At 57.5% G+C, this 13,100-nt stretch carries 14 protein-coding genes, 1 tRNA gene, 1 other RNA gene and 1 pseudogene; 6 read left to right on the top strand and 11 right to left on the bottom strand.

The window, feature by feature from the left end:
* Nucleotides 1–189: 189 nt before the first annotated feature.
* Nucleotides 190–660, bottom strand: a pseudogene (locus VRY85_RS14055) (carbamoyl-phosphate synthase domain-containing protein); the annotation flags it as partial.
* A 200-nt stretch (nt 661–860) separates the two neighbouring features.
* On the opposite strand from VRY85_RS14055, the gene tal reads away from it, so the two are divergent.
* Nucleotides 861–1,811, top strand: a complete 951-nt coding sequence (gene tal / locus VRY85_RS14060) for a transaldolase (protein WP_414599234.1) — start codon at nt 861–863, stop codon at nt 1,809–1,811.
* 102 nt (nt 1,812–1,913) lie between these two features.
* On the opposite strand, the gene VRY85_RS14065 is transcribed toward tal, so the two are convergent.
* From VRY85_RS14065 to ffs, 7 genes are all read right to left on the bottom strand, one after another.
* Nucleotides 1,914–2,702, bottom strand: a complete 789-nt coding sequence (locus tag VRY85_RS14065) for an ABC transporter permease (protein WP_414599235.1) — start codon at nt 2,700–2,702, stop codon at nt 1,914–1,916.
* A 3-nt stretch (nt 2,703–2,705) separates the two neighbouring features.
* The gene (locus tag VRY85_RS14070; RefSeq protein WP_414599236.1) at nt 2,706–3,512 is read right to left on the bottom strand and encodes an ABC transporter ATP-binding protein; all 807 of its coding nucleotides are present in this window, start codon (nt 3,510–3,512) and stop codon (nt 2,706–2,708) included.
* Nucleotides 3,505–4,545, bottom strand: a complete 1,041-nt coding sequence (locus VRY85_RS14075) for a substrate-binding domain-containing protein (RefSeq protein WP_414599237.1) — start codon at nt 4,543–4,545, stop codon at nt 3,505–3,507. The genes VRY85_RS14070 and VRY85_RS14075 overlap by 8 nt, the downstream gene beginning before the upstream one ends.
* A 48-nt stretch (nt 4,546–4,593) precedes the next feature.
* Nucleotides 4,594–5,202, bottom strand: coding sequence for a recombination mediator RecR (gene recR / locus VRY85_RS14080; RefSeq protein WP_414599238.1), 609 nt, complete (start codon nt 5,200–5,202; stop codon nt 4,594–4,596).
* A complete protein-coding gene (locus VRY85_RS14085) occupies nt 5,202–5,528 on the bottom strand; it encodes a YbaB/EbfC family nucleoid-associated protein (RefSeq protein WP_414599239.1) in 327 nt (108 codons plus the stop codon). The genes recR and VRY85_RS14085 overlap by 1 nt, the downstream gene beginning before the upstream one ends.
* Nucleotides 5,529–5,562: 34 nt before the next feature.
* A complete protein-coding gene (gene dnaX / locus VRY85_RS14090; RefSeq protein ID WP_414599240.1) occupies nt 5,563–7,875 on the bottom strand; it encodes a DNA polymerase III subunit gamma/tau in 2,313 nt (770 codons plus the stop codon).
* Nucleotides 7,876–7,967: 92 nt separating this feature from the next.
* An RNA gene (gene ffs / locus VRY85_RS14095) (signal recognition particle sRNA small type) lies at nt 7,968–8,065 on the bottom strand.
* 159 nt (nt 8,066–8,224) lie between these two features.
* Here ffs and xerD point away from each other — a divergent pair.
* Both xerD and ybaK read left to right on the top strand, forming a co-directional pair.
* The gene (xerD, locus tag VRY85_RS14100) at nt 8,225–9,124 is read left to right on the top strand and encodes a site-specific tyrosine recombinase XerD (protein WP_414599241.1); all 900 of its coding nucleotides are present in this window, start codon (nt 8,225–8,227) and stop codon (nt 9,122–9,124) included.
* 27 nt (nt 9,125–9,151) lie between these two features.
* Complete coding sequence (gene ybaK / locus VRY85_RS14105) at nt 9,152–9,643, top strand: Cys-tRNA(Pro) deacylase (protein ID WP_414599242.1); 492 nt, start codon at nt 9,152–9,154, stop codon at nt 9,641–9,643.
* A gap of 56 nt (nt 9,644–9,699) precedes the next feature.
* On the opposite strand, the gene VRY85_RS14110 is transcribed toward ybaK, so the two are convergent.
* Nucleotides 9,700–9,774: transfer RNA gene (locus tag VRY85_RS14110), tRNA-Arg, on the bottom strand.
* A gap of 189 nt (nt 9,775–9,963) precedes the next feature.
* Between VRY85_RS14110 and mntP the strand changes: the two genes are divergently transcribed.
* On the top strand, nt 9,964–10,542 hold the full coding sequence (gene mntP / locus VRY85_RS14115) for a manganese efflux pump MntP (RefSeq protein ID WP_414599243.1): 579 nt from the start codon (nt 9,964–9,966) through the stop codon (nt 10,540–10,542).
* An 82-nt stretch (nt 10,543–10,624) separates the two neighbouring features.
* Here mntP and VRY85_RS14120 read toward each other — a convergent pair whose 3' ends face one another.
* Nucleotides 10,625–11,188, bottom strand: coding sequence for a Bug family tripartite tricarboxylate transporter substrate binding protein (locus VRY85_RS14120; protein ID WP_414599244.1), 564 nt, complete (start codon nt 11,186–11,188; stop codon nt 10,625–10,627).
* 9 nt (nt 11,189–11,197) lie between these two features.
* Between VRY85_RS14120 and VRY85_RS14125 the strand changes: the two genes are divergently transcribed.
* Together VRY85_RS14125 and VRY85_RS14130 are read left to right on the top strand one after the other, a co-directional pair.
* Nucleotides 11,198–11,407 carry a LysR family transcriptional regulator gene (locus tag VRY85_RS14125; protein WP_414599245.1) on the top strand — a complete coding sequence of 70 codons (210 nt, stop codon included), beginning with the start codon at nt 11,198–11,200 and terminating at the stop codon, nt 11,405–11,407.
* Entirely contained in the window at nt 11,346–11,900 is a 555-nt protein-coding gene (locus tag VRY85_RS14130; protein ID WP_414599246.1) for a substrate binding domain-containing protein, read from the top strand. The genes VRY85_RS14125 and VRY85_RS14130 overlap by 62 nt, the downstream gene beginning before the upstream one ends.
* 132 nt (nt 11,901–12,032) lie before the next feature.
* Here VRY85_RS14130 and VRY85_RS14135 read toward each other — a convergent pair whose 3' ends face one another.
* The gene (locus VRY85_RS14135) at nt 12,033–13,022 is read right to left on the bottom strand and encodes a tripartite tricarboxylate transporter substrate binding protein BugE (protein ID WP_414599247.1); all 990 of its coding nucleotides are present in this window, start codon (nt 13,020–13,022) and stop codon (nt 12,033–12,035) included.
* Nucleotides 13,023–13,100 lie beyond the last annotated feature (78 nt).

Below are 13,100 nucleotides of genomic sequence, written 5' to 3' on the forward strand. Positions count from 1 at the left end.
TGATGGTGGCCGGATTGCTATTGACCAAAATGGTGCGATAGCCTTCCGCTTTCAGCGCCTTGCAGGCCTGCGCCCCGGAATAGTCGAACTCACAAGCCTGACCAATAATAATGGGGCCTGCACCGATAATAAGGATGCTTTGTATGTCTGTACGCTTTGGCATATGCGGAATTATTCTTTGGTGGACTCGCGTGCAAGCTGTACGGCGCGCTCAGCGTCGTCGCCCACCAGAATGCAGGCGCCCTGAGCGCCGTTGTCGCGGATAATACGTGTGAGCTTGCGGGTATCAACACCCGCGATAGCTACGATGCCCTGTTCCCGCAGGTACTCAGGCAGGGAACGGGTGGCGCGGAAATTGGAAACTTTAAAGGCGCAATCGCGCACGACCAGCCCCGCAACTTGAACCCCAGCGGACTTGGCGTCTTCTTCATTGACGCCGGTACTACCAATATGTGGGTAGGTGAATGCGAGAATCTGGCCCTTGAGTTCCGGGTCGGTCAGGAGCTCCTGATAACCCGTCATCGCAGTATTGAAAGTGATGTCAGCGACGCAATGACCATCGGCGCCAATGGAGACACCCCTGAAGACGGTACCGTCCGCCAGCGCAAGAATGGCTGAAGGAGTGGAGTCACAACCCTCTGGAAATAGTGACGGCAGCAAGATAAACCCCGGTTGTAAATGAAAGCCTGCAAACGCGCTTTCTGATAACTATGTGCAAACCTTCCTATTATAGCTATAGCAGTGGGGTAAGAAATTTGCGCCTCTTCCAAAGCGCCCAAGCAGCTACCCATGCACGGCCCGCAATCCAGTAGACTAGTTCAAATATTGATGTCCTTGTTGAATCTGGAGCACCCGGCAATATGGAAACCCAACTCGAAGCGCTGCGCCGTCACACCACCGTGGTTGCCGATACTGGCGATATTGAAGCCATCCGGCAATATCGCCCCACCGACGCGACCACCAACCCCACACTCATCCTGAAGGCTGTGCAAAAGGAAGAGTACCGCTACATACTAGACAAAATAAACGCCGACCACCCAAAAGCGGATGTCACAGAAAAAACTAACCGGTTGCTCGTCGCCTTCGGCAGGGAAATTCTTGATCTGATCCCCGGTCGTGTGTCCACTGAAGTCGACGCCCGCCTGTCTTTCGACATTAAAGGCAGCATTGACCGCGCTCACGACCTTATTGCTCTTTACGAGCAGGCAGGTATTCCACGCGAACGCGTCCTCATCAAGCTGGCTTCCACCTGGGAAGGCATTCAGGCCGCACGCAAGCTGCAGTCCGAAGGCATCCGCTGCAACATGACGCTTTTATTCTCATTGCCTCAGGCCGTGGCTTGCGCCCAGGCTCAGGTGCAGTTGATCTCACCCTTCGTGGGCCGCATTTACGATTGGTACAAGAAGTCTGCTGGCACGAGCTGGGACGAGGCGGCTAACGCTGGCGCAAACGACCCGGGCGTGCTGTCTGTGAAGCGCATTTACAACTACTACAAAGCCCACGGTATTTCTACCGAAATCATGGGCGCCAGCTTTCGCAACATCGGACAGATCCGTGCCCTGGCGGGTTGCGACCTGCTTACCATCAGCCCGGAACTGCTCAATGAGCTCAGCCAGAGCACCGAACCACTGGAAGTCCAGCTCGACCCGGAAGCTGCCAAACGCAACCCTCCCGCCCTGGTGGCCAGCGACGAAGCCGCTTTCCGCATGGGCCTGAACGACGACGCCATGGCAACGGAAAAGCTGGCTGAAGGCATACGCAACTTTTGTGCTGATTCCGTCAAGCTCGACGCCCTGCTGGCAGGCCACTAAAGACAGTTGGGCAAAGAAAAGCCGGTTCCTTTCTGAACTGACTCCACAAAGTTGGACAGTGAAGTGAGCGGAACCGGCTTATTTCCTACGCAGCGGTAAAGGTCAGAGTTTTTCTGTCACACCCGCCTTGGGCCGCCAGGCCAGCATACGATCTTCAACCAGCGTAACCAACCCATCCAGAACCAAGGCAAAAACAGTCAACACGACAATGCCGGCAAACACCGTATTCACATCCAACGTGCCCTCCGCCTGCAGAATCAGATAGCCGACACCGCTGGCCGAACCCAGGTATTCACCCACCACTGCACCCACGAAAGCCAGCCCCACGGAAGTGTGCAAGCTGGAAAACACCCAGCTTGTTGCCGAGGGAATATACACATGCCGCAGCAATTGCTTGCGGTTAGCCCCCAGCATGCGGGCGTTGTCCAACAAGGTGGTGGAGACTTCCCGTACACCCTGGTAGACATTGAAAAACACAATGAAAAACACCAAGGTCACTGCCAACGCCACTTTGGACCAGATGCCCAGGCCAAACCACATGCCGAAGATGGGTGCCAGAATCACACGCGGCATGGAGTTGGCTGCGGTAATGTAAGGGTCAAGCAAGGCGCTGGCGCCCGGCGACAAGCCCAGCCACAGCCCGAACAGCAGGCCGAACACTGTACCAATCACAAACGCCAGCAAGGTTTCTGTCAGCGTAATACCCAGATGATGGTAGATATTGGCATCGGTGATAAACCATTTCCAGATGACTTTAGCCACTTCCAGCGGCTGCCCAAAAAAGAACGCAAAATTGCGATCTTGTGCTGCGATATGCCAGGCTACCAATACGGCGAGCAACAGCCCTACCTGCCAGAAACGCAGCATCAGGTGATTGGATTTTTTCGACATGATTCAGGCCCGTTTCTGTTGGGCATAGCCCTTTAACACTTCTTCGCGCAGAACGTCCCAGATGGCTTTATGCAGCTCCACGAAGCGTGGCTGATTGCGAACCTCGGCCACGTCGCGTGGCCGGGGGATGTCAATGACAAATTCCCCGATAGGCGATGTGCCCGGGCCCGCCGACAACACCACAACGCGGTCACTCATGGCGATGGCTTCGTCTAGGTCGTGCGTGATGAACAGCACGGCCTTGCGTTTGCTCATCCAGATTTCCAGCACCTCGTTTTCCATCAACTGGCGTGTCTGGATATCCAGTGCTGAAAAGGGTTCGTCCATGAGGATGATGTCGGGGTCGCGTATCAGCGTTTGCGCCAACATGGTGCGCTTACGCATACCGCCGGACATCTGGTGCGGATAGCGGTCTTCAAAGCCCCCCAGCCCCACTCGACGCAGCCAGTCCATGCCTCGCTCACGGGCTTCAGCCGCGCCAACGCCGGCAAACTCCAAACCCGCAGTGACATTGGATAAAGCATTGCGCCACGGCATGAGTGCCTCGCCCTGGAACATATAGCCCGCCCGCTGGTTAATACCCACCAGCGGCTGGCCAAACACCTTCACATTACCTGCTGACGGCTGCAACAAACCCGCCCCGACGTTAAGTAGGGTGGATTTGCCGCAGCCGGTCGGGCCAACCACCGACACGAACTCGCCTGGCGCAACGGCCAAGCTCGCATCGCGCACGGCGGTGTAGCTACCCTGCCCGTCACGTGCGGCAAAGGTGCAGGTAATGCTTTCAAACTGTAGTGCTGCTTCAGACATTGGGGTACTTCTCATTGGCCTTGGCAACGAACTCGCCTGTCCACACCTTAGACAAATCGATATCGCCAGCAGGGAAGTCGGCAATATAGGCCGCCAGCGCATTCAAGGCCGTTTGCGGGCCGTCTTCCGGCATGCGACCGTCTGGCGACAGGCCGGGCTTGTTGCCTTCCAGGCAAGCTTTATAGAGCTCGACATCACCCAGCAAATACCCTTCGGGAACGACTTTGGCGATTTCCTCAGGAGACGACTTCTGAATCCATTTGTCTGCCCGAACGATGGCATTGGCCAGCGCCTGGGTGGTGTTCGGATTCGCGGCGATAAAGTCGCGGCGGGTATACAAGCAGCCCGACGGCATATTCCCACCGAAAATTTCCTTGGTGTCTTTAACAGTGCGTGTGTCGGCGATGATGGTGATGAGATCGTCTTTCAGTAGCGTGCCAATGACGGGGTCCAAATTGGCAATGGCATCAATCTGGCCGGTACGCATCGCAGTGATGGCGCCCGCGCCGCCGCCCACCCCGATGAAAGAAACATCGCTGGGTTTGACGCCGTATTTGGACAGGAAAAAGCTGATGGCCATATTGGTGGATGAACCGGGCGCGGTCACGCCGATTTTCTTGCCTTTCAGATCTTCCGGGCTTTTATAGTCAGGCACGGTCTTTTTCGACACCGCCAGCACAATCATGGGGGTCAGACCTTGCTGAACAAATGAAGAATATTCCTGGCCCTTAGACTGCAAAGAAATCGTGTGTTCGAACGCACCAGACACCACATCGGCGCTGCCGCCCACCACGGCCTGTAAAGCACGCGAGCCACCCGCGAAGTCGAGAATCTTCACGTCCAGGCCTTCGTCTTTGAAATAGCCGTTCGCATGGGCGATCGACAAGGGCAGATAATAAATAAGCGCCTGGCCCCCTACCGCGATGCTGATGTTTTTCTTTTCGAGAGCCTGTGCACGGGCCACACCGGGCAGCACGCCTGCGAGGCCGGTCGCGCCCGCGATTTTAAGAACATCACGACGATTGATAGACATGTCAGTCTCCTTGTAGATTCTTCTTTAGTGTTTTAAAGCGTTTTGAGTTCAGGCGCCACGCCTTTCCATCAGCGCCCAGGCAATCGTGCCCGCATCCACGTACTCCAACTCGCTGCCTGCCGGCACGCCACGTGCAATACGTGTCACCTTGCGCCCACGGGCACGCAGTAATTCTGACAGGTAATGCGCGGTTGTTTCCCCTTCGGGGGTGAAGTTGGTCGCGAGAATCACCTCCTGCACCTCAGGTTGGCTGGCGCGCGACAGCAAACGGTCGAACTGCAGTTGGTCGGGCCCTACCCCCTCCAGGGGCGCCAACCTACCCATCAGAACGTAATACAAGCCGGTATAGCCATGGCTGGCTTCAATCATATGCTGATCGGCCGGCGTTTCTACAACGCACAACAGTGATGCATCGCGACGACTGCTGGAGCAGGTGGCACAAAGGTCACCTTCCGAAAAACCATTGCACAAGCGGCAATGGCGCACCCCTTCCACTGCAGTGAGCAGTGTTTCCGCCAAACGCGCGGCCCCCTGAGGGTCGTGCTGCAGAAGATGATAAGCCATGCGCCGCGAGGTGCGCTGCCCGACTCCAGGCAGGCAGCGCAGGGCTTCTATCAACGCCCGCAGCGATTCGGGTTCGGAAACGGGTTCGTGCATCAGAAGGGGAACTTCATTCCCGGCGGCAGAGGCAGGCCGGCCGTCACCGACGACATTTTTTCCTGGGCGGTTTCATCAGCCTTGCGCAAAGCGTCGTTGAAAGCCGCTGCAACCAGGTCTTCGAGCATGTCCTTGTCTTCCTCCAGCAAGCTGGGGTCGATCGAGACACGTTTTACATCATGCCGGCAGCTGATAGACACCTTCACCAAACCGCCGCCGGAGGCACCCTCGACGATCAGTTCGGCCAGCGCTTCCTGCGCCTTTTTCATGTTTTCCTGCATTTGCTGGGCCTGCTTCATCAAGCCCGCAATTTGACCTTTCATCATGTTGATTTTTCCTGTGTAGGGAGATGGATTCGTATCAGGCAGCCCGCTCGTTATCAAGGGCTGCGATGGAACCAGGTATAACCTGCGCTCCAAATTCCTCGATCAGGCTGAGCACGAGCGGATCGTTCTCAACCGCTTCTTCAGCTTGCCGCTGGCGTTCGGCTTGGCGCACCTGCTCTACTGCGCGGGCGGTATCCCCGCCCGTTGTGCCAAACAGTATTTTCAACTGCACGACCTTGCCGAAGTGTTCTGTCAGTACGGTGCGTAAACGGGCCTGCCCTTGCTTGGCCGCCAGCGACCAGATGGCAACCCGGAGAGTGATGGTGTCGCCTTCCACCCCCACCCATTCGCTTTGATGGGCAAGCTCGTCAGCCAAGCCTGTAAGCGGCAAAGAAGCCGCTAAGTCAGGCCAATCCTGCGCGGTCATGCGAGCAAGACGGGGCGCACGAGGAGTGGATTCAGACCCCGAGCCGGCCAACGGTGCCAAAGCGGCAGCCCCCAGGCTGGCCGCCGCAAGATCTGCAGCTTGAATATCGGCATCGGCATCGCCCATGCCATCCAGCACAGGCTCCCAATCGCCGTTGTCGTAATCAGGGTAATCATCGGCGCTGGCGGCGTCGGCGAAGGAACTCATGTCAGGCGCGCCATCATCAGGCGGCGGCGCCGTTTCAAATTGCGGCTCGTCTGCTACTTCTGCCGGAACCGGTTCGTCTACTGCTTCTGCCGGTACCGTTTCACCTACTGCCTCTGCCGGTACCTTTTCCATAGATGCAGCCGACTCCGTGCTCGGAGCAACGATGGGCTCAGCCACCGAAACTGCCTCGACAGATGCTGTTTCTACCTCGCCGGCCTGAGCGTTTACAGAATCGGCAGACTGAACATCATCGGGCAACGCTTCCCAGGCTGGAATATCGGGCCCCGTATCAGGCGCAGCATCCTGTGCCTGAACCACCGGCGCAACTTCTGTTTTTTCTGCCTGAGCCTGAACGCTGTGGGCTCTCTGAGGCGCTGCTTCTTCCGGCAACGACGATGGTGATTTCGCTGACGCTGGCAAAGGAGATGGCGACAGCGATGGCCCCGCAGCCCCATGATGTCCAGTAGCCTGTTCAGGCACTTGTTGCGCGGGCTGTTCCGGTTGCGCGATGGCACGTGCGCTGTCTTGGGGCTGACTTTCCACGGCGGGCTGCTCGGCCGGAACACTTTTCTCGTTATGCGCGGCGCGCTTGCCGGGCTCCGGCGTCGGCGGTTCGGGCAGATGCGCGGATTCCGGCGTCAGCGACAGCATACGCAGGCAGGCCATCACAAAACCGGCGTATTCATCCGGCGCCAGGGCCAGTTCGCTGCGGCTATGGACGGCCACGGAATAATAGAGTTGTATGAGATCGGGATGAATCGCAGCGGCCAGCGCCTCGATGTCGGCCGCCAGCGGGTCGTCGGCGGCCGATACACCCGGCACCCGCTGTTGAATGGCAATGCGCGACAGCATGACAGCGAGATCGGCCAGCGCGCCTGCGTAGGACAGCCCCCTTGAGGCAAGCTCGTCGGCCACGGCCAATACTCCGCCTGCCTGACCCGTTGACAGCGCCTGCAGCAAACGCACCAGGTGGCGCTGATCAATGGTGCCCAGCATGCCTTGCACTGCTTCCAGCGACAGATTCCCCGCGCTGTAGGCGATGGCTTGGTCTGTCAGTGACAGCGCATCGCGCATGGAGCCGCCCGCCGCTTGGCCCAATAAGCGCAAAGCGGGGACTTCAAAGGACAAGGCTTCCTGACTCAGCACCGATTCCAAGTGTTCAACAATGGAATCGACAGTCATGTGCTTGAGGTTGAACTGCAAGCAGCGCGACAACACAGTGACAGGAATCTTCTGCGGGTCGGTCGTCGCGAGAATGAACTTCACATGGGGCGGCGGCTCTTCAAGCGTCTTGAGCATGGCATTGAAGGCGTGCCCCGTCAGCATATGCACTTCGTCAATCATGTAGACCTTGAAACGCGCACTGCTTGGGGCGTAAACAGCCTGCTCCAGCAATTGCGTCATTTCTTCGACACCCCGATTCGAGGCGGCGTCGAGCTCCACATAATCGACAAAACGACCGGCATCGATTTCCGTACATGCGCGGCACTGCCCGCAAGGTTTGGAGGTGATGCCAGTTTCGCAGTTCAGTGATTTGGCAAGAATGCGCGATAAAGTCGTTTTACCCACCCCACGCGTACCGGTAAACAACCAGGCATGGTGCAACCTCTGGGTGTCCAGGGCATGGGTCAGCGCGCGAACCACGTGATCTTGACCAACAAGGGTATCGAACGAGCGTGGCCGCCACTTGCGTGCCAGTACCAGATACGTCATGGAAAATTGCAGGCTGAGTTGACAGTCGAAAACGGAACGAAAAGTGTACCCGCATTCGAGCAAGGCCGGGAGGGCCGGAGGGAAACTACGGAAATGGCGAGCCTGACTTCGGCACTGATTCTGCACGACTATGGCTGCTTCGTTCCCGACCTGACCAGGTTTGCCGCCGAACCATGCGAAGGGGCCCGCCACGTAGAAGTTTAACAGGAACCCGCGCTTACTGTCTGGCGCACGCCCCGCCCCCACCGAAGCAAGGAAGTCTTCACCCCCTCTGCAACGGCCAAACGAGACGCAGCTTAGAATAATCGCTGATATTTAGAAGCTGCCTCATCACAAAGATTTTTACGCCATGGCCGATACCCCGCCCGACCGCATCGACTCGTTCATTGACGCCCTCTGGCTGGAGGACGGCCTGGCGCAGAACACATTGAGCGCCTATCGTCGCGACTTGGAAGCCTTTGAGTCGTGGCTTGCCAAGCAGCATGGCAAGCCGCTTACGGCGGTACACGAAGCCGATATTCAAGAATGGTTTGCCGCCATGCACACCCGCAGCCGAGCCTCTACCGCCAATCGCCGTCTGGCGGCATTGCGTCGCTTCTACCTGTGGGCGCACCGCGAAGGCCTGGTCACTCACGACCCCTGCCTGAAGCTTCAGACTTCCAAGCAACCACCCCGCTTTCCCAACACGCTCAGCGAAGCCCAAGTAGAAGCCTTGCTGCAAGCCCCCGATCTTTCCACCACCCTCGGTTTGCGCGACCGCGCCATGCTGGAAACACTGTATGCCACCGGCCTGCGTGTGAGCGAGCTGGTCAACCTAGGCGTGCTGGAAACCAGCCTTGCAGACGGCGTCGTACGTGTGAATTTTGGCAAGGGCGGCAAAGACAGGCTGGTTCCCATGGGCGCCGAAGCCCAGCATTGGGTAGAACGTTACTTGCGTGAAGGCCGCAACGCTTTGCTGGGTCAGCGTCGCTCAGACGCCCTTTTCGTTACGGCCCGAGGCGGCCCCATGACGCGCCAGGCTTTCTGGCAACTGGTGAAAAAGTACGCCGTGCTGGCTAATATCCACGCACCGCTATCGCCCCACGTGCTGCGTCATGCTTTCGCCACCCACCTGCTGAACCATGGCGCCGACTTGCGTGTGGTGCAGATGCTGCTGGGACACGCTGATATTTCGACCACACAGATCTACACCCACGTGGCACGCGAACGCCTGCGCCAGTTGCATGCCAAACACCACCCGCGCGCCTGACTCCACTCTCTATTCTTCACACCCACCATGGCCAAGGAAAAACACGTTTCAGAAACCCCCGCCACACAAATGCTGAAAAAGCTGGGCATTCCGTATACCGGGCACACTTACGACTACGTGGAACACGGCGGCGCGATGGAATCCGCCCGGCAACTGGGTGTGGACCCGCATCACGTCGCCAAGACCCTCATCATGGAAGACGAGCGCGCCCGCCCGCTAATCATCATCATGCACGGCGACCGAGAAGTATCTACGAAAAACCTGGCTCGCCAGACCGGCGCTAAAAAAATCGAGCCATGCACGCCAGACGTGGCACAAAGACATTCCGGCTACATGGTGGGCGGCACGTCGCCGTTTGGCACGCGCAAAAAAATGCCGGTCTGGATGGAAGCCAGCCTGCTGGAGCTGCCCGTCATCTACCTGAATGGCGGGCGTCGTGGCTATTTGCTGGAAATCGCACCGCAAGCGGTGGAGCAGGCACTGAAGGCGGGAAAGGTGAATGTAGCGCTGGAAAAATGAAGGCCGCCCAAGCGGCGGCCAATGATGCGCAACACTGCGCAAAGCGCGATGAAACTTGGCGTCTCCGGCAGGAATCGAACCTGCAATCTTCCCTTAGGAGGGGAAAGTTATATCCATTTAACTACGGAGACTCAAGGCCAGCAATTATAACGCACACAGCATCGGCACCAGCTTGACCCTCGCCATCGGCTACCTTCTTGCGCTATGTCAGATTGAACGCACACTAAAAAGGGTTTTTATTTCCAGAAAACCGCCTTCTGACTAGAATGCAGCAATTCCTCACGGAACGCTGCCTATCCCAGGCTGAAGCCCACCTCTTTATGACTTTACTGCCCACTCTCCTGATTGCCTTTGCGATGTCTTCAGATGCCTTTGCGGCAGCCATTAGCAAAGGCGCCAGCCTGACGCGGCCACGCTTGTCGGAAGCCTTGCGTATTGGTGCAATTTTCGGCTTTATCGAAGCCATGACACCCCTGATCGGCTGGGCCCTGGGTACCGCCGCGGCCCCTTACGTACAGGCTTGGGACCACTGGATCGCTTTTGGCATACTGGGCATACTGGGCATACATATGATTCATAACGGCAGCAAAGCCGATATTGAAGAAGACGATGCGCCGGCGCGCACCCGGCATTCTTTCTGGCTGCTGGCCGCCACCGGCTTTGCCACAAGCATCGATGCCATGGCCATCGGCGTGACGCTGGCTTTTGTCGACAACAACATTCTCATCACCGCCCTGGCCATCGGGATCGCCACGCTCCTGATGGTGACACTTGGCGTCATGGTCGGGCGCTTGCTGGGCGCAGTCATCGGCAGGCGCGCAGAAGTCATTGGCGGCATTGCCTTGATCGGTATTGGCTCGCTGATTTTGTATGAGCACCTGTGGGGCATGGCGGCCTAAACTCATACGCTACCGGCACTAAAGCACAACGCCAGCAGACGCCGACCACCCGGTCAGCGCCATGCTTTCCAGGCTCACTACATCAATCCAGCTGAAAGTCGTTGTCGGTAATCACTTGCTTCCACGTAGCTTGGTCTCGTTCCACATATTTGGCGGTTTCCTCTAGTGTGCGCGGAGCCTGCACAACCATGCCCAACGCACTGAAATTCTTGATGAACTCAGGGTCGCTGATGACTTCGCCTAGCGCCTTATGCAAAGTGTTCACCACTTCCTCAGGCGTCTTCGCTGGCGTGGCAATGCCGAACCAAGTTGCAGCATGAAAGCCAGGGTTGCCTTGTTCAGCCACCGTGGGGACATCCGGCATAACATCTAAACGCTCGCTCGACATGACAGCAAGCGCGTTCAGCTTCCCACCCTGAATCAGCGGCAGCGATGTAATAACGCCATCCACCATCATCTGGGTTTCTTTTGCCATCAACGAGGTCAGAGCCGGCGCACTGCCATTGAACGGCACGTGCAGGACATCAATGCCCAAGCGTTCATTCAGCATTTCAGTGGCCAGATGCAAGGGGTTGCCCATGCCCACAGAGGCGTAGTTCAGCTTACCTTTGTTCTGGTTGGCGTAATCGTCGTCTCCATCGTGCACGCGGGGACTATGAGTGCCGCAGCCAGACACCTAGGCGTGACCCGCTCCCAAGTGAGTCGTAACTTGAAGAAATTGGAGCGGGACATGGGTGCACAGCTCATACGACGCACAACACGTCGCTTGGAACTGACACAGCAAGGCATGCTGCTCTATGAGCATGGGATTTGTAAAACGCTTCAAGGGCATCAGGTTGCGTGTACTGTTCTCAAACCGGGTTGAAGACCTGATCTCATCGGAAATCGACATTGCCGTGCGGGTGGTTGACGAACCGCCCATCGACTACGTCGCACGTAAAGTGGCAAAGATGCATTGGCATTTGTGTGCAAGCCCAAAGTATCTTGAAAGCCTGGGTAAGATCCGCAGCCCACAACAACTGGAAGAGCTGGACTTCTTGATGCCGCCCCCCAGTAAACGCACCCCCCTCCTGACCTTGGAAAGAGCGGGCGAGCGGCAGGCAGTCAGAATCACCACCAAGTTGGAATCAGAGTCCTTCCCTTATTTGCAGGAAGCAGCCGAGCAAGACGCAGGTATTGTGCTGTTGCCGTCTTATTGCGCAATTCAAGCGGTGCGAGAACAAAAGCTTCAAAGAGTTCTGCCTGAGTTCCAGGTACTCCAACCTATGAACAATCTGTATATCCTTACCGCCCCTAACCCGTACCCTTCCGTCCAGCAGCCGCGCTGTGGTGGAATTCCTGGCACACCATTTGGCTGAAGAACTCGAACACCTACAGTCTTAGCCTGGAACACGAGTAAAAAAAGCGCCGGCATAACCGGCGCTTTTTCACTCGAATTACTGAAAATGACCAAGGCTGCTCAATCAAGCAGCGTTGATTCAGCAAGCGGACTATTCGAGCTTGATGCCGCCTTTTTCCACGACATCATGTGCCCAGTCGTATTGCTCCTGGATCTCCTTGCCGAATTCTTCAGGCGTATTACCCGAAGGTGCGGCGCCCTGCTTTTCCAGCGCTTCGATGACGCGTGGGTTTTTCAGGGCTTCGGCAGCCGCTGCGTGCAACTTGGCGATGACGGCCTCAGGTGTGCCGGTAGGCGCCAGCAAGCCATACCAGGCCGGCTGGTTCAGTTCGGGAAAGCCTTCTTCAGCCAGGGTGGGGACATCCTTCAGGCTTTCAAGACGCTCAGGCCAGGCGAGGGCCATGGGGCGCAGGTTGCCTGCCTGGATCTGGGCCATGGAGGAAGGCAGGTTGTCGAACAGGACTTCGATCTGTCCGCCAACCGCATCGGTGACCGCAGGACCAGACCCCTTGTAGGGGACATGCACCATATCGGTATCCGTGGACATTCTGAAGGCTTCGCCAAACAGGTGGAGCACGCCGCACGTGCCCGAGCTGCCATAGGAATACTTGCCGGGGTTGTCTTTCAGCACCTGCAGGAATTCCTTGAAATTCTTGGCGGGGAACTTGGGGTTGACTTCGACCACGTTGGGCACGTTGGCGAAGTTGGTCACCGGCACGAAATCCTTCAGGGGATCGTAAGGCAGATCGTTGGGACGGCAGGCCTTGTTCACGGCCATGGTGGAAACGGTGGCGATGGACAGCGTGTAGCCATCGGGCTTGGCGCGGGCCGCTTCCTGGGCGCCGATTGCGCCACCGGCGCCGCCCTTGTTTTCAACCACCATGGGCTGGCCGAGGATCTGGCTCATTTCCTGAGTGACAATGCGAGCCACGATATCGGTAGAACCACCGGGCGCGAACGGCACGATCACGCGCACAGGGCCATTTGGATAGTCATCGGCAGCCTGGACGGCCGTACCAAAAGCTGCAGCAACACAGCCGACGACGGCCAACGCTGCAAACTTGCTGTTTAGTCGTTTCATATACACTCACTCCTGGTTGAATGTTCCCCCTTTTGGGAAGAACCGCGGCGGGATTTTAAGCGCAGATTGTCGCTCGTC

The organism is Achromobacter sp. F4_2707 (genome assembly GCF_047501535.1).
GTDB lineage: Bacteria > Pseudomonadota > Gammaproteobacteria > Burkholderiales > Burkholderiaceae_B > Yanghanlia.